The organism is Mesorhizobium sp. M2A.F.Ca.ET.039.01.1.1, assembly GCF_003998035.1.
GTDB lineage: Bacteria > Pseudomonadota > Alphaproteobacteria > Rhizobiales > Rhizobiaceae > Mesorhizobium.
Genome location: NZ_RZRY01000081.1, coordinates 1 through 15,007, shown reverse-complemented (window position 1 = coordinate 15,007; position 15,007 = coordinate 1). Strand labels below are relative to the sequence as shown.

At 64.3% G+C, this 15,007-nt stretch carries 14 protein-coding genes and 2 pseudogenes; 6 read left to right on the top strand and 10 right to left on the bottom strand.

Features of this window, described 5'->3' with window-relative positions; genetic code table 11:
- Positions 1-712 (top strand): annotated as a pseudogene (locus EOA24_RS09375) (polynucleotide kinase-phosphatase); the annotation flags it as partial.
- 6 nt (positions 713-718) lie between these two features.
- On the opposite strand, the gene EOA24_RS09370 reads toward EOA24_RS09375, so the two are convergent.
- Both EOA24_RS09370 and EOA24_RS09365 read right to left on the bottom strand, forming a co-directional pair.
- Positions 719-1,012: an HlyU family transcriptional regulator gene (locus tag EOA24_RS09370; protein WP_126081762.1), complete on the bottom strand. Its 294-nt coding sequence runs from the start codon at positions 1,010-1,012 to the stop codon at positions 719-721.
- A gap of 49 nt (positions 1,013-1,061) precedes the next feature.
- Positions 1,062-1,703 carry a TetR/AcrR family transcriptional regulator gene (locus EOA24_RS09365; RefSeq protein WP_126081761.1) on the bottom strand — a complete coding sequence of 214 codons (642 nt, stop codon included), beginning with the start codon at positions 1,701-1,703 and terminating at the stop codon, positions 1,062-1,064.
- Between the two features lie 170 nt (positions 1,704-1,873).
- Here EOA24_RS09365 and EOA24_RS09360 point away from each other — a divergent pair, with 170 nt between their 5' ends.
- Together EOA24_RS09360 and EOA24_RS09355 are read left to right on the top strand one after the other, a co-directional pair.
- Positions 1,874-2,551, top strand: a complete 678-nt coding sequence (locus tag EOA24_RS09360; RefSeq protein ID WP_126081760.1) for a PspA/IM30 family protein — start codon at positions 1,874-1,876, stop codon at positions 2,549-2,551.
- 43 nt (positions 2,552-2,594) lie between these two features.
- A complete protein-coding gene (locus EOA24_RS09355) occupies positions 2,595-2,855 on the top strand; it encodes a YiaA/YiaB family inner membrane protein (protein WP_126081759.1) in 261 nt (86 codons plus the stop codon).
- A gap of 79 nt (positions 2,856-2,934) precedes the next feature.
- Here EOA24_RS09355 and EOA24_RS09350 read toward each other — a convergent pair whose 3' ends face one another.
- The 6 genes from EOA24_RS09350 to EOA24_RS09325 form a co-directional block, all read right to left on the bottom strand.
- A complete protein-coding gene (locus tag EOA24_RS09350; RefSeq protein ID WP_126081758.1) occupies positions 2,935-3,603 on the bottom strand; it encodes a PadR family transcriptional regulator in 669 nt (222 codons plus the stop codon).
- 116 nt (positions 3,604-3,719) lie between these two features.
- Positions 3,720-4,100, bottom strand: a complete 381-nt coding sequence (locus tag EOA24_RS09345) for a DCC1-like thiol-disulfide oxidoreductase family protein (RefSeq protein WP_189353894.1) — start codon at positions 4,098-4,100, stop codon at positions 3,720-3,722.
- Positions 4,101-4,167: 67 nt separating this feature from the next.
- On the bottom strand, positions 4,168-4,461 hold the full coding sequence (locus EOA24_RS09340; protein ID WP_042646984.1) for a GYD domain-containing protein: 294 nt from the start codon (positions 4,459-4,461) through the stop codon (positions 4,168-4,170).
- 198 nt (positions 4,462-4,659) lie between these two features.
- Positions 4,660-6,687, bottom strand: a complete 2,028-nt coding sequence (rpoD, locus tag EOA24_RS09335) for an RNA polymerase sigma factor RpoD (RefSeq protein WP_126081757.1) — start codon at positions 6,685-6,687, stop codon at positions 4,660-4,662.
- Positions 6,688-7,114: 427 nt separating this feature from the next.
- Positions 7,115-9,064 (bottom strand): DNA primase, encoded by a 1,950-nt coding sequence (gene dnaG, locus EOA24_RS09330; RefSeq protein WP_126081756.1) that lies wholly within the window; start codon positions 9,062-9,064, stop codon positions 7,115-7,117.
- Positions 9,065-9,200: 136 nt separating this feature from the next.
- Positions 9,201-9,566 carry an RcnB family protein gene (locus EOA24_RS09325; protein WP_126081755.1) on the bottom strand — a complete coding sequence of 122 codons (366 nt, stop codon included), beginning with the start codon at positions 9,564-9,566 and terminating at the stop codon, positions 9,201-9,203.
- 360 nt (positions 9,567-9,926) lie between these two features.
- Here EOA24_RS09325 and EOA24_RS09320 point away from each other — a divergent pair, with 360 nt between their 5' ends.
- Together EOA24_RS09320 and EOA24_RS09315 are read left to right on the top strand one after the other, a co-directional pair.
- A complete protein-coding gene (locus EOA24_RS09320) occupies positions 9,927-11,591 on the top strand; it encodes a Na/Pi cotransporter family protein (RefSeq protein WP_126081754.1) in 1,665 nt (554 codons plus the stop codon).
- 101 nt (positions 11,592-11,692) lie between these two features.
- Positions 11,693-12,874, top strand: coding sequence for an MFS transporter (locus tag EOA24_RS09315; protein ID WP_126081753.1), 1,182 nt, complete (start codon positions 11,693-11,695; stop codon positions 12,872-12,874).
- Positions 12,875-12,903: 29 nt separating this feature from the next.
- Here the strand turns inward: EOA24_RS09315 and EOA24_RS09310 are convergent, their stop codons facing one another.
- Positions 12,904-14,262: a PLP-dependent aminotransferase family protein gene (locus EOA24_RS09310; protein WP_126081752.1), complete on the bottom strand. Its 1,359-nt coding sequence runs from the start codon at positions 14,260-14,262 to the stop codon at positions 12,904-12,906.
- 132 nt (positions 14,263-14,394) lie between these two features.
- On the opposite strand from EOA24_RS09310, the gene EOA24_RS09305 reads away from it, so the two are divergent.
- A complete protein-coding gene (locus tag EOA24_RS09305; RefSeq protein WP_126081751.1) occupies positions 14,395-14,781 on the top strand; it encodes a DUF983 domain-containing protein in 387 nt (128 codons plus the stop codon).
- A gap of 99 nt (positions 14,782-14,880) precedes the next feature.
- Here the strand turns inward: EOA24_RS09305 and EOA24_RS42920 are convergent.
- Positions 14,881-15,007 (bottom strand): annotated as a pseudogene (locus EOA24_RS42920) (DNA helicase); the annotation flags it as partial.

Below are 15,007 nucleotides of genomic sequence, written 5' to 3'. Positions count from 1 at the left end.
GATTGAAAGTCAGTACGGACCGGTGGCGGCGTCGTCCGCGGCCGGCCTGCGGCTCGGTCGCGATGCCTCGGAGAGAGCGAAGGCGCGGGGTGTCGATGTGGCCGATCTTAACGCGCGGTTTGCCGATCGCGCCGAGCGGGCAGGCAAATACGCCGCCGCTTGGTCGCCCTATGTCTGGCCGGTTTCGAATGTCGATGATCTCAGCGTGGCGCCGTTCCATCTGCTGGCCAGCGAGGGCCGCGTCTGGTTCGACCATGACCACATCTGGCATATGTCGCTGGCCGATCGCCTCGCCAGGGGAGGTGTCGTGGTGGACACCAGATGGCGCAGTTTCGACCTGGCCGATGCCGGCGCCTGCGCGGAGGCCGTCGCCTGGTGGGAGACGCTGATCGCCTCGGGCGGCGAAGGCATGGTGGTCAAGCCGCGCGACTTCGTCACCCGCGGCAAGAAGGGACTCATCCAGCCGGCGCTCAAGGTCCGCGGGCGCGAGTATCTGCGCATCATCTACGGTCCCGAATACGATGCGCCCGACAATCTTGTCCGGCTGCGCGAGCGGCATCTAGGCGGCAAGCGCAACCTGGCGCTCAGTGAGTTCGCCCTGGGACACGAGGCGTTGAAACGATTTGTCGCGAGGCAACCGCTGCGACGGGTCCACGAATGCGTCTTTGCCGTGCTGGCGCTGGAGAGCGAGCCGATCGATCCTCGACTATGATCACATTCAGCCGAACATCTTCTCGCCCTGCTCGTCGACCAGCTGGATGCCTTTCTTGATCGAGATGTCGACGGCGTCGTCCAGCCCGGCGAAGCGGTCGGCGCGGATGAAGCGGTGCTCTTTCAGCACGCCGTCCACTTCCTTCGAGACGACGCCGCAGGTCTGGTATTGGCCCTCGGCCTTGTAGGGCGTCGCGCTGATCAGGAATCCCTTGTGCTCGACCTGCTTGGCCGGCTTGGCGCTGCCGGTCTCCGGTGCCTCACTGCTGCCGCCGCCGAAAAGCTTTTTCAGAAAAGACATTTTTTGAAACTCCATTTTACGCGGGCGTCGAAGATCCGCAGCGCCCTGTTTAATCAGACTTTGTCTCAGCATGCGCGAATGCGCCGCCATGTTCCAGTCCCTTGACGAAAACGCCGACCAGCAGCTCGATCTGATTCCAGATCTCCTCGGCCTGCCGGCTGTTGGAATTGGCCACATAGCCGCTGGTCACGATGCCATGCACGCTTGACCACAAGGTCCGGGCCGCAAGCGCGCGGCGGTTGTCGTCTAGGCCGAAATCGCCTGCTTTGAGCACGCTGGCGACGATGTCGAAGAGCGCGTCGAGCAGCGCGTCATAGGCATCGGGGCCCGGCTGCGTCGCGCGCCGGCGGTTGAAGGCAAGCACCGCCGGCCAACTGCCGGAATGCGCCTCGACGAAGCGCACATAGGCCGCCGCCATCGCCAGGATGCGGTGCTGGACATCGGTCACCCCTTGCCTTTCGAGATCGGCCATGGCCGCGAGGCCTGTCGCGCCGAGCCGGTCGAGCAGCCGCATGTTGACGGCCCGGTGCACCTCGTCGAGATCGGCAAAGAGGTTGTAGACCGATCCAACCGAAATGCCGGCCTGCTCGGCTATGGTGCGCGCTTTCAGGTTCTCGGCGCCGCCCTCATTGAGCAGTGCCTCGGCGATGGCGAGCACCTTCTCGCTCATTTCTTCCTTGTCCAGCGCCATGCTCTTTCCTGTCGCTCTGTGAGGTGGCCGGCCTGCCACGTTCAGCCTGTCTGCCCGCGTTTACCATGTCCCACGGCCCATGAACAGCGTTCACATTGTTCTTGAACAATGTTCATTTCCTGTTATGTTGACTTCGTGAACAACGTTCACATCAACAGGGAGAAGACCCAATGCTTAGCCTGATCAAGACATTGCTGGACGGCGCCAGCGCCCGGGCCGAGGACAATCTGAAGGACCGTTTCGCCATCGACCTTCTGGCGCAGCGCATCCGCGACGCGGAGGCGGGCCTCGCCGCCGCCAAGCAGACGCTTGCCTCGCTGATCGTGCGCCAGCGTGCCGAGCAGACCAGCCTCGAACAGCTCGACAGCCGCATCGCCGATCTGGAAACCCGCACGCTGAGCGCGCTTTCGGCCAACAACCAGGCGCTTGCCGAAGGTGGCGCCTCCGCGATCGCCGAGCTCGAGAATGAGCGCGAGGTCCGCCGCGCCACCGTGAAGAGCCTCGGCGAGAAGACCTGGCGGATGCGCCTGTCCGTCGAACAGGCGCATCGCCGCATCATCGGCCTCAACCAGGGCATGATCTCGGCCCGGGCGATCGATGCCGAACGCAAGGCGCAGTCGCGCCTCAACCGCTCGATCGGCCGCACGGCGAGCATCAACGAGGCGGAGCAACTGCTGGCCCGCATCAAGGACAGCCCCGACCCGTTTGAGGAGGCCGGCATACTCGATGAGATCGACGGCGAGCTGCGCCACGAGGCGATCCGTGAACGCCTCGCCGAAGCAGGCCATGGACCGGCCACCAAGGTGCGCGCCGAGGACGTCCTCGCGCGCCTCAAATCCCTGAACTGAACCCGCTTTCCGAAAAACAGATCAAATTCCAAGGAGCAATCCAATGAACGGCAATCAGACCTATATCCTGTTCAACACCGTGTCGGTGGGCGCCGCCTATTTCATGCTCGGCCTGTCGCTGTGGCTAGCGCCGGTCGACCTCTCGACTAAGGGCTACTGGGCAATGGGCATCCTCCTGCTCACCGGCAGCCTGGTGAACCTGGTCAAGTACCGCACCGACGAGCGCATCGCGGCCGAGACCACCGCCAAGATCGAGAAGGCGCGCAACGACAAGCTGATCAGCGAATATGTCGGCAAGGAATAGTCCTTGCCCTGTCGATCGCTGACTGAATGCAAAAAGCCCGGATCGCTCCGGGCTTTTTGGCTGCTCTTATGAAAATGGCTTAGCGCCGCGCCAGCGCCTCGATCGCCTCGGCGGCGTCTTCCAGGATGCTGATCGCCTCGGCCTGCTTGTCTTCCGGCGCCTCGGCGATGTCGCCGAGCGCGGCGCGCAGACGATGTCGCAGCGCGCGGAACTGGTCGCGCTTTTCCGAACGGCCACGGCGCCCCTCATCCTTATCGTCGCCCCAGCCGAACCATTCGCGCGCCGCGGCCATCTTGCGGCCGAAGCGCTCGAGATGGTCGAGCACGCCGTCGATCATCTCGCGGTTCTCATCGAGATGCGCCCTGCCGGCCTCGGTGATCGAAAACACCTTCTTGTTGCCTTCGCTGGACGACACCGCATAACCCGCCTCCTCCAGGAAGGTCAGCGTCGGATAGACCACGCCCGGGCTCGGGCTGTAGACGCCGCTGGTGCGCTCTTCCAGCGCCTTGATGATGTCGTAGCCATGGCGCGGCGCATCGGCCAGCAGCGACAGCGTGATCAGCTTGAGATCGCCGTCGGCGAGCATCCGGCCGGCGCGGAACATATCACCCGGGCCGCCGCGCCCGCCGCCCCTGCCCCCAAACGGACCGAAGCCGCCGCCGCTGCCTCTGCCACCGAATTTGCCGGCCATGCGCATGAACATGCGCTCGCCGAAATGATTGTGCCCGAAATGGTCGTGTCTGTGCATGGATTGCTCCTTGAGTTATATCTTACGATACATCTTAAGTAAGGCGCACCGCTTGTCAAGTCAAGATATATCTTACGATGTATCGCAGGATGCGCCAGGGCCTCTGGCCTTGCCGCCTACCAGCGGCCCTGGCACCGGTTCCAGGCGTAGACAAGGTCCGCGAAACGGTCGTAGGCGATGCACGTCAAAGGCAGCGCGACGGCGTTGCCGAAGAGGGTCGCCAGCCACCCCTCGCCCGGCGTGAGCCGCCAGACCGCGATCGCCACGTCGGCGCCGACCAGCAGCCGGCCTTCGCTATCTGTCGCGTGCAGCCGTCGCCGGATATCCTCGAGCGAAGCGCCGAAGGCCGAGAGCGCTTCAGGTTCGAAATTGATGTCGCGGAATGCGACGCGGCCTGCCTTGACCGCCTCGATCAGCCGCCTCTTCTGGCGGCTGATGCCGGCATCGCACACCGGACAGCGCGTGTTGTACCAGACGGTCAGCAAAGGCTTGGGCATGGTGCGACTATCGGCAATGCGGCGCGGCTTCGCAACAGCCGCGCCGGTCCCGGCTTCAGCCCGCCTCCTACCCCAGCGAACTGATGATCTCGCGATAGGCGAATTCCGGGAACGCCTTCATCGTCCGCGTCTTGACGTTACCGCCAGACGACAGCAGCAGCGCGAAGCGGGCGAGCACCGCATCGTCCGGGGCTTCGACGATGGCGACCATGTCGCATTCGCCCATCGTCAGGTAGAAAGACTTGAACGATCCGCCCATTTCGCCCAGCAGCTTCTTGGCGGCATCGAGCCGCTTTGGCGACTCCCGCACATTCCTGGCGCCCAGCTCGGTCCAGTTGATAAGCACGATGTAGGTTGTCATGGCATACCTCCCACCGGGAGCCACGGAGCGCGACGCCGTACGACCGGCGCCGGGGCGGGCATCCGGCTTGTCGCCCACAAATGCATCCGGCAACGGAATTATCCTCCTGTCGGGCAGGTGCGGCAAGGCGGCATGAGGGGCCGGAAACGCCAAAGGGCGCCCGAGGCGCCCTTTGGATTTGCTTGTCTGACCTGCGGATCAGCTGTCGAGGAAACTTCTGAGCTTCCGCGACCGGCTCGGATGCTTGAGCTTGCGCAGCGCCTTGGCTTCGATCTGGCGGATGCGCTCGCGCGTCACCGAGAACTGCTGGCCGACTTCCTCCAGCGTGTGGTCGGTGTTCATGCCGATGCCGAAGCGCATGCGCAACACGCGTTCCTCGCGCGGCGTCAGCGAGGCAAGCACCCGCGTCGTCGTCTCGCGCAGATTGGCCTGGATCGCGGCGTCGATCGGCAGGATCGCCATCTTGTCCTCGATGAAGTCGCCGAGATGCGAATCCTCCTCGTCGCCCACAGGCGTTTCGAGCGAGATCGGCTCCTTGGCGATCTTCAAGACCTTGCGCACCTTTTCCAGCGGCATGGCTAGCTTTTCCGCCAGTTCCTCCGGCGTCGGCTCGCGGCCGATCTCGTGCAGCATCTGGCGCGAGGTGCGAACGATCTTGTTGATCGTCTCGATCATGTGCACCGGAATGCGGATGGTGCGCGCCTGGTCGGCGATCGAGCGGGTGATGGCCTGCCGGATCCACCAGGTGGCGTAGGTCGAGAACTTGTAGCCGCGACGATATTCGAACTTATCGACCGCCTTCATCAGGCCGATATTGCCTTCCTGGATGAGGTCCAGGAACTGCAGGCCGCGGTTGGTGTATTTCTTGGCGATGGAGATGACGAGGCGCAGGTTCGCCTCGACCATTTCCTTCTTGGCGATCGCAGCCTCGCGCTCGCCCTTCTGCACCTGGTTCACGATCTTGCGGAATTCCAGGATCGAGATCGCCGTTTCGGTGGCGAGGTTCTGGATCTCGGCGCGCAGCTCCTTGATCGTGTCCTTCTCGTTCTTGGTGAATTCCTTCCAACCGCGCGAAGTCAAATTGGCGATCGAGCGGGTCCAGTTCGGATCGAGCTCCGAGCCCTGATATTCCTTGAGGAATTCCTCGCGGCGCACGCCATAGCTCTCGGCGAGCCGCAGAAGCTTGCCCTCGTTCTGCACCAGGCGCTTGTTGATGTCGTAGAGCTGCTCGACCAGCGCCTCGATGCGCGCCGCGTTGAGCGACAGCGACTTCACCGCCTTGATCAGCTGGTCCTTCAGCTCCTTGAGCCTGCGGTCCTGGCTGGGCGACAGCGTGCCGGCGGCGGCGAGACGATTCTCGACCTGCTGGTCCTGCAGCTTGCGCAGCTTCTTGTAGGTGTCCGCGATGACGTCGAGCGTCTCCATCACCTGCGGGCGCAGTTCCGCTTCCATCGCGGCCAGCGACAGGCTGGCCTCGTCCTCGTCGTCTTCCTCTTCCTCCAGCCCGCGCGTGTCTCCGCCGACATTGGTGATGTCGTCTTCTTCCTCGCGTGCCGCCGCGCGGCCGCGCGGCTTCTCGTCCGGCTTGGGCGATTCCTCGACACGTTCGACCACCGGTGCCTGCTTGGCCTCCGGGCCGGCATAGGTCGCCTCGAGGTCGATGATCTCGCGCAGCAGGATCTTCGATTCGTTGAGCTCGTCGCGCCAGATGATGATGGCCTGGAAGGTCAGCGGGCTTTCGCACAGACCCGCGATCATCGTTTCGCGGCCGGCCTCGATACGCTTGGCAATGGCGATTTCGCCCTCGCGCGACAGAAGCTCGACCGAGCCCATCTCGCGCAGGTACATGCGCACCGGATCGTCGGTGCGATCGGTCGGCTCTTTCTTGGTGGTCGTGGCGGCAACGGCGGTGCCGGTCTGCTCGGCAAGCTCGTTGGCGTCTTCCTCGCTGTCGCCGGCGGGCTCGGCCTCGGCCTCTTCGCCCTGCTCGTCATCCTCAACGACGTTGATGCCCATGTCGCTGAGCATCGCATTGATGTCTTCGATGCGGTCCGGATCCGTCTCTTCCGAGGGCAGCACCGCGTTCAATTCGTCGAGCGTGACATAGCCGCGTTTCTTCGCGGCCTTGATCATCTTCTTGACAGCATCGTCGGAAAGGTCGAGCAGAGGGCCATCGGTGGCGCCTTCGCGTTCGGTCTCGACCTCTTCCTTTTCCTTTGTCGCCATTCTTTGTCGTCTCCAAGCGGCCCAATATCGAGGCCGCGTAAACTGTCGGACCGGTTACGCCGGATGTGCTCGTACCGGAATGCTTTTTACCGGCCCGGCAACCGCGTCATCTCTTTTGTTTTGTGCATCTCGTTTGCCCCAAACCGGTTTTCACTTTTGGGCGACATGCATTAAGTCCAGATTAACCCTGATATCTGGAGCAGGCGTTTTGCCTGTCCAGCCGTCACCGGCACCTCACATCGCTCAAATTTCCCGCCGACGCCGGGGCACGGTTAACGTTTCGAATCGTCCTGATTCCGCCAATCTGCCAGAAGGTCAAGCGCCTCTGGCATGATTCGCATGAAAAAAGCGAATCAATTACCCGCTTAGAGGCGTCGATTCGACGCGCTGCGCATTTCCACTCACTTCCAATGGGTGGTGTTCGGCCCTAAACGCGGCCAACCCTGCCCGATGAAACGCCGAACCCTTCGATCAGCGCTTCCGTTGCCTGCACATCGTTGAATTGCGCTTGAATCTCGACGAGATGCCGGAAGTTTTCGTCCGAAGGGTCTGCATCGAGCGCCGCCTGCGCCTGTTTCAGCTCTCTATGTAAGGTGCGGGCGCTGCGCTGCAAGTGCATCGCCTGGTTGAAGGCGTCGCGGGCATCGTCGAGCGCGGCGGTTTCGAGTGCCGGCCATTGCCGCGCCCGCTTGATCAGTTCCACCGCCCGCTCCCAGATGCCGCCGCAGCCGGCGCGCTCGATGGTGGCGATGACCGCGCCGCGCTCGTCGGCCGCGTCATGCGCCATGGCGTCGAGGATGGCCGCGTGCAGTTTGCGCAAATCCGAATTGGCGAGGTCGAGGAATTCGACATGGGCGAAATTCTCGTCGATCAGCGCCGGGTGGTTGACCAGAGCCACGATGATCGTGGCCTCGCGCACCGACATCCCCTCGCCAGCGCGTTTGACCAGCGCCGAGCGGCCCAGGCTCTCGGTGATCGCGGCGCGCCCGCCGACAAAGCCCCGGCCAAACGCCCCGCCTGGCGCCGAACCCCTGCCGCGCTCGCCCGGCCGGCCGTCGGAGCGTCCGCCATGGCCCTGCCGCACCGCGCGTTGCGAGCCGAAGAAGCTCCGCACCCGCTCGCGCATTTCCTGCTGATATTGGTAGCGCGTGCTTTCGTCGCGGATACGGCCGGCGAGTTCTCCCACCGTCTTTTCCAGCCCCGCGCGCCGCTCCGGTGTGTCGAAAACACCGCCGGCCGTCTCGCGCATCCACAAAAGGTCGACAAGCGGCCGCGCCTCCGAAAGCACGGCGCGGAACGCATCCGGCCCATCGGCCCTGACCAGATCGTCCGGGTCCTTGCCATCGGGCAGCAGCGCAAAGCGCACGCGACGTTCCGGCTGGACCGAAGGCAGCGCCATGTCGGCCGCCCGCCACGCCGCCTTCAGCCCGGCCTGGTCGCCGTCGAAGCAAAGCACCGGCTCGGGCGCCATGCGCCACAACAGCTCGAGCTGGTTTTCGGTGAGCGCGGTGCCGAGCGGCGCCACGGCATTCTCGAACCCGGCCTGCGCCAGCGCGATGACGTCCATATAGCCTTCGACCGCGATCACCGTGCCGCCCTTGGCGAGTGCCTTGCGGGCGCGGGCGAAATTGTAGAGCACGTTGCCCTTGTGGAAGAGCTCGGTGTCGGGCGAGTTCATGTATTTGGCCAAGGCATCGGGCGCCAGCGCCCGCCCGCCGAAGGCGATGATCTTGCCGCGCGAATCCGGGATGGGGAACATGATGCGGTCGCGGAACCAGTCATAGGAAACCGGAATGTCTTCGCCGTGCCGCACCAGGCCGCAAGCCTCGATATCGGCCTTCGGCACGCCCTTGGCGGCGAGATGCTCTTTCAAGGCGTTGCGGCTGTCGGGCGCATAGCCCAGCCGGAACGATTGCTGCGTCGCCGACGTCAGTCCGCGCTCCCTGAGATACGCACGGGCTTTAGCACCGTCGGCGCTCTGCAGTCGCTCCTGGAAGAAGGCGGTCGCCATCTCCATCACCTCAGTCAGGCTGGCGCGCTCCTTCTCGCGCCGTTCTTCCCGTTCATCGCGCACCGGCATCGGCACGCCGGCCATTTCGGCGATCTTCTCGACCGCCTCGGGGAAGCTCATGCCGTCTAGCTCGGTGAGGAACTTGAAATGATCGCCCGAAACCGAGCAGCCGAAGCAGTGATAACGGCCCTTCTTGTCCTCGCAGTGGAAGGACGGGCTTTTCTCGCCGTGGAACGGGCAGCAGGCCCAATAGTCGCCGCGCGACGCGTTGGTCTTCTTCCTGTCCCACGCGACACGCGTGCCGATCACCGATGAAATCGGCACGCGGTCGCGTATCTCGTCGAGGAAGGCGGGCGGAAAGCGCATCTAAGAAAGCTCGTTTGCCCTCCATATAATCAAGCCGGCCGGGCGCTGCGACTCTGTCGGGCCCATCGTACCCGCTTTTCACAGACCAAAAGAAGACGGCCGGATGGCCGCCTTCTGAATTTCCGGATTGCCGGGATTAGCGCGCGGCGATGGCGCCGAAGATGATGCCGGAAAGGATGCTGACCAGCACATAATCGTTGCCGACGCGGATCCACTCCTGGCCGGGGCCCGGGCGGCGCAGGCCGTAGCGGTGCCAGTCGCGGATCGACTGGTGGCGCCTCCAGTTGGAATACTTCTGGCCATTGCGCCAGTGGCTGCGCCTAACTACGACCTTCTTCTTCAAGACGACCCGCTTGTCGACATGCCGGCCGGGCTTCTGCCAGTCGACCTGCGTGTAATTCGACTGCGGCGCGCTCGGCTGGGCGAGCGGCGCGGCCTGGCCGGAGAAGGCCGAGGCGGCCAGCATCGAGGCGGTGACGGCGGAAAGTATGAGACGCTTCATGGTCGGTACTCCTTGTTGTCGATAGACGCAGGAGTAACCGCCAGCGGATGAACCGAAACTGAACGTTAGAATTACAATTCTGTAATGATTTCCGATGCTTGCTCAAGCCGCTTCAACAACGCTGCGGATTTCCCGGGCCACGCCGCCAAGCGTTGGGCAGCATGAAGCGAAGCGCAGCCGCCAGGCGCATGCAACCAATGCCTTTTCCGTTCATTTCCGACATGCGCCGTCGAGCGGAGACGATCCCCGCATTACAAAATCTATTATCCGGCTAATCTTAATTGGTGTATTTCCAGGCCTCGAGATGGCTAAGATTCGTACCTCTCTCCGCGCTGCCAGAGCTACCCCGCGGGGTTGGCTGTGAGCGGCTCCGTCGTCCTCCTGCACCTTGCCGGCGCGGTGGCGCTGATGCTGTTCGCCACCCGCATGGTGAAGACAGGGGTCGAGCGCGCCTATGGTGACGTGCTGCGCCACAGGCTGCGCGCCACCATGCGCAATCCGGTCATGGCGGTGCTCACAGGCTGCGGCCTGGCGGTCGCGCTGCAGAGCTCAACCGCGGTGACGCTGCTGGTCGGCTCCTTCGCCGGCGCCGGCATCGTTTCGGGCGCCGCCGGACAACTGGCGGTGCGCGGCGCCGAGATCGGTTCGGCGCTGGTGGCCAAGCTGCTCACCTTCGATCTGACGCTTTTGGTGCCGCTCTGCCTGATCGCTGGCACGGTCATGTTCATGGCCACCGAGCGGCGGGATTGGCGGCAGACGGGCCGCATCCTGATCGGCGTCGGCCTGCTGATCCTGTCTCTGGAGATGATCGGCCAGGCGTCGGAGCCGCTGCGCAACAGCCAGCTGATGCCGCTGATCATCAATTATTTCTCCGGCGACTCCATCACCACCTATCTGTTAGCCGCGCTGGTCACCTGGCTGTTCCAGTCGAGCATCGCCGCGGTGCTTTTGATGGCGACACTGGCGGGCCGCGGGCTGATCACGCCGGAACTGGGCGTCGTGCTGGTGCTGGGCGTCAATCTCGGCTCGTCGCTGATTGCGCCGATGCTGACGCGGTCGGCGCCGCCCGAGGTGCGCATCGTGCCGGTCGGCAATCTTTTGATGCGCGGCCTCGGCTCGCTGATCATGCTGGTCCTGATCATGACCTTCAAGCCGGATGTCGGCTTCCTCGGCAGAAGCGCGCCCGATCAGATCGTCAACGCCCACATCCTGTTCAATGTGCTGATCCTGCTGGCCGGACTGCCGCTGGCCGGCCTCGTCTACCGCGCTTCCGAAAAGATCGTGGCGCTGGGCAGCACGCCGCAGCCGGCCGCCACGCTCGAGGTCGTGGAGCTGTCGGCGCTGAATGAGAGCGCCCTCGATACGCCGAACCAGGCGTTGGCCAACGCGACGCGCGAGGTGGTGCGGGTTTGCGAGACGGTCGAGATCATGCTGAAGCGCATCATCGAGCTTTATGAGGATGCCGACCCCGCCAAGATCAAGGCGCTTGCCGCGCTCGACGACCGCGTCGACCGGAAGCACGCCGCGATCAAGCTCTACTTAGCCAAAGTCACTCGGAACCCGCTGACCGAGGACGAGGCGTTGCGCTGCCAGGAGCTGATCGGCGCCTGCGTCAAGCTGGAGCAGGTCGGCGACATCATCGTGCGCAACATGCTGGTGCATGTCAGGAAGAAGCTGGAGCGCGGCCTGGAATTCACGCCGGAAGGCTGGCAGGAGCTTTGCGCCTTCCACTCTTCCGTGCTTGCAAATGCGCGGCTCGCCTTCAACGTGCTCGTCTCGCGCGACCCGGAAACCGCCAGGCAATTGGTTCTGGAGAAGGACCTGTTGCGCGAGCGCGAGAAGGAAACCAGCGCCAGCCATTTCCTGCGCCTGCGCGAAGGCACCGCCAAGAGCATCGAGACCAGCTCGATCCACCTCGACACCATCCGCGACCTGAAGCAGATCAACTCGCTGTTGGCCTCGATCGCCTATCCGGTGCTCGAGGAGCGCGGCCTGCTCGGCGGCTCGCGGCTGAGGGCCAGCTGACGGAACTCAAGAAAAGCTAAAGCGGTATCGACAATTTCTCCATTGCCGCGCCCGCCCAGGCGTGGTTTGAGGCCATGCATTCCTCGCATATGTTTTGAACCATGCTGCCGCTGATTGCTCTTTTCCTTGCCGCCTTCGCCTTTGGCACCACCGAATTCGTCATAGCCGGCGTGCTGCCGGAGGTGGCGCAAGGTCTCGGCGTTTCGGTGCCGACCGCCGGATATCTCGTCTCCGGCTATGCCTGCGGCATTGCCATCGGCGGCCCGCTGCTGGCGCTCATGACCAGCAAAGTCTCGCGCAAGACGCTGCTGATCGGACTGACGATCGCTTTCACCCTCGGCCAGGTGGCCTGCGCGCTGGCGCCCGATTTCACCTCGATGCTTCTGCTGCGCATTGCGACTGCCGTGGCGCATGGTTGCTATTTCGGCGTCGCCATGGTGGTTGCGGTCAGCCTGGTGCGGGAGGACCAGCGCGGCCGGGCGGTCGCGGTGATCCTCTCGGGGCTGACGGTTTCCAACGTCATCGGCGTGCCCGCCGGCACCGCGATCGGCAGTCTGTGGGGTTGGCGCGCGACCTTCTGGGTGATGGGCGTGCTCGGCATCATCGCGATCGTCGCGATGCTGGCGCTGTTGCCGCGAACGGCGGGCGCCGCCAGCCGGCCCGCCGGGCTGGCGCGCGAAGTTCGCGTGCTTGGCCGCCAGCAGGTCTGGACCTCGCTGATCCTTATGCTGATGCTGATGATTGGCCAGTTTGCGCCGTTCACCTACATCACGCCGATGCTGCTCGAAGTGACAGGCCTCGACGAGAGCCTGATCCCTTGGGTGCTTTTGCTCAACGGCGTCGGCGCCACGATCGGCGTCCTGGTCGGCGGCAAGCTCGCCGACTGGAAGCTGATGCCCTCGCTGATCGTCATGCTCGCCCTGCAGGCGGTGGCGCTCGGCGTTATCCATCTGGTGAGCCCCTACCCGGTGCCGATGATCGTCGCCATCGTCATCTGGGGCGGTCTGAATTTCGCCATCGGCGCGCCGATCCAGACGCGCATCCTGGCCTGGACGGCCGATGCCTCCAACCTCGCTTCCGCGCTGATCCCATCCGGCTTCAATGTCGGCATCGCGCTCGCTGCGTCGCTGGGTGCTGCGATGCTCAATGCCGGCTACGGCTATCGCAGCCTGCCGCTCGCCGGCGCCCTGGCCATGCTGGTGGCGGTGGTGGTGGCTGTCGGCTCGCTAGCCTGGGAATGGCGCAGCCGCGCGACGCCGCCGCTGCCGGCGGCGGCCGAGTAACGGGCCGCGCCAAGCCACGGTTTGCTGCTTCAGACCTTCGGTCGCGAGGAGCCCGGCACTCCCGAAAGGATGGAAGCGAGGCTTTCAAGACCTTCCTTCAGCCGTTCGCGGTTGGAGGTGGCGCCCAGCGCCAAGCGGAAGCCATTGGCGAAGTCCCGCCCGACGGCAAACTCTTCCGCGGGGCTGATGGCCAGCCCGCGACGGCGGGCAACGTCGGCGAGTTCGCCCGAGCGCAGCCGGCTCTCCAGCGGATACCACAGATGCAGGCTGGCCTCCGATGCCGCAAAGCCCTTGGGCAGGATGTTGCGCGCGATTTCCTGCCTGGCCTTGGCCTCAGTCCGCACGGCGGCGGTGATCTCACCGGCAAGGCCGCTGCGCAACCACTCGCAGGCAAGGCCCGCCATCAGCGGCGGCGCCATCATGGTGGTGCCGCGTATTGCTGCCGAGATCCGCTCGGCGGCCTGCTGATCAGGGGCCGCCAGAAAGGCCGTGCGCAGGAAAGGCGAGATGCATTTTGCCAATGTCGCGACATGGAAGGTTCGTTCGGGCGCCAGGGTCAGAAAGGCCGGCGGCGCTGTGGCGAGCAACCTTCTGTAGGGATCGTCCTCGACGATGGTCAGCCCGAGCTTGTCGGCCATGCGGGCGAGTTCGCGCCGCCTGCTTTCGGGCATGACAGATGCGGTTGGATTTTGCAGCGTCGGGTTGAGGTAGAGAGCGCGGGCGCCGTGCCGCCGCACCGCCTCTTCTAGATCGTCCGGCAGCATGCCGTCACTGTCGTTTAGGACAGCGGCGAGCTTGCGCCGCGTGGTCCCGGCCAGCGCAATCAGCCCGGGATAGGTCAGCGCGTCGGCAAGGATCGTGTCGCCCTCGCGCGTCTCTGCCAGCACGACGGCCGTGAGCAGCGCCTGCGCGCCCGAGCCGACAACGACCCTGTCGACCGGCAGCCTGTCTCCCGCCGCGGCGAGCCAGGACGAGCCGGCGGCGCGCTCCGCGGGCGAGCCTGGGCCGGGATGATAGGAAAGCAGCGCTTCCGCGCTGGAGCGCTTGAGCAATGCCTCGATGCCCGTCCGGATCAGTGCCGGCAGGTTGAGGCCGGCCGGCGCCGGCGGGATGTTCATGCTGAGATCGAGGACAGGTTCTTCCGGCTCGCCCGGCGTGACGAAGGTGCCCCGGCCCGCCGTCGCGTCGATCAGGTTCCTGCGACGGGCTTCGGAAAACGCCCGCGTCACGGTCGTGAGATCGACCCCGAGCAGCCGGGCGAGTTCCCTTTGCGGCGGCAACCTGTCGCCTGGCTGCAAGCGGCCGCCCGAGCGGGCATCCGCGAGCGCGTCGACGATCTTCAGATAGACCGGTCGCGGTCCCGCCTCCAGAACCGGAAGCCAGCCCATATCATTTTCTCGAGTCACTTATTCGCAATCCATACATCTTGTCGCATTGTCTGCATACAAGAATGATATATGTATGCATCAACGATCTCAAGGCCCGTCCAACCTCACGCGACATCGACCGGAGAAACCATCATGCAAGACCTTGCGCATTATCCACCCCTGGCACCTTGGCAGGTGGGAATCCGCGGCCGCTGCCCGCGTTGCGGAGAGGGCCACCTGTTCGACGGATTCCTGAAACTGGCGCCGAAATGCGAGGTCTGCGGGCTCGACTATTCCTTTGCTGATCCCGCCGACGGCCCGGCCTTTTTCGTCATCTGCTTTGCCTGTGTGCCCTCGGTGCTGTTCGCCGTCTGGGCGCAGGTGACTTTCGAGCCCTCCATGTGGTTCCACGCCTTCGTTTCGATCCCGATCGTTCTCGCGACCTGCATCCCGCCGCTCAGGCCGCTCAAAGGCTGGCTCGTGGCAAGCCAGTTCTACCACAAGGCGGAAGAAGGAAGGCTGGCCAGGCCCGGCGAGTGACCTTGACTCGGTTTCGATCAAGGTTTCGTCTCGCGGCCCCGGACCTGTCGAAATCAAGGTCGAGGTCGAGACCGCCATGACCCCCCACGCGGATCGCTCTCAAGTCGCCCGGAACCGGATTTCGCCTTTGTTCAGGAAACAGGCCTTGTCGAACAGCGACAGGTCAAGCGGGTTCGGCAGCCGGATATCGCCTATATCCGGAAACGGCCTCCTGGCGGGATCGTAT

Excerpts from the sequence above, each read along its gene's own strand:
- EOA24_RS09370 (WP_126081762.1), bottom strand. The coding sequence starts at position 1,012 with ATGTCTTTTCTGAAAAAGCTTTTCGGCGGCGGCAGCAGTGAGGCACCG.
- EOA24_RS09365 (WP_126081761.1), bottom strand. The coding sequence starts at position 1,703 with ATGGCGCTGGACAAGGAAGAAATGAGCGAGAAGGTGCTCGCCATCGCC.
- EOA24_RS09360 (WP_126081760.1), top strand. The coding sequence starts at position 1,874 with ATGCTTAGCCTGATCAAGACATTGCTGGACGGCGCCAGCGCCCGGGCC.
- EOA24_RS09355 (WP_126081759.1), top strand. The coding sequence starts at position 2,595 with ATGAACGGCAATCAGACCTATATCCTGTTCAACACCGTGTCGGTGGGC.
- EOA24_RS09350 (WP_126081758.1), bottom strand. The coding sequence starts at position 3,603 with ATGCACAGACACGACCATTTCGGGCACAATCATTTCGGCGAGCGCATG.
- EOA24_RS09345 (WP_189353894.1), bottom strand. The coding sequence starts at position 4,100 with ATGCCCAAGCCTTTGCTGACCGTCTGGTACAACACGCGCTGTCCGGTG.
- EOA24_RS09340 (WP_042646984.1), bottom strand. The coding sequence starts at position 4,461 with ATGACAACCTACATCGTGCTTATCAACTGGACCGAGCTGGGCGCCAGG.
- rpoD (WP_126081757.1), bottom strand. The coding sequence starts at position 6,687 with ATGGCGACAAAGGAAAAGGAAGAGGTCGAGACCGAACGCGAAGGCGCC.
- dnaG (WP_126081756.1), bottom strand. The coding sequence starts at position 9,064 with ATGCGCTTTCCGCCCGCCTTCCTCGACGAGATACGCGACCGCGTGCCG.
- EOA24_RS09325 (WP_126081755.1), bottom strand. The coding sequence starts at position 9,566 with ATGAAGCGTCTCATACTTTCCGCCGTCACCGCCTCGATGCTGGCCGCC.
- EOA24_RS09315 (WP_126081753.1), top strand. The coding sequence starts at position 11,693 with ATGCTGCCGCTGATTGCTCTTTTCCTTGCCGCCTTCGCCTTTGGCACC.
- EOA24_RS09310 (WP_126081752.1), bottom strand. The coding sequence starts at position 14,262 with ATGGGCTGGCTTCCGGTTCTGGAGGCGGGACCGCGACCGGTCTATCTG.
- EOA24_RS09305 (WP_126081751.1), top strand. The coding sequence starts at position 14,395 with ATGCAAGACCTTGCGCATTATCCACCCCTGGCACCTTGGCAGGTGGGA.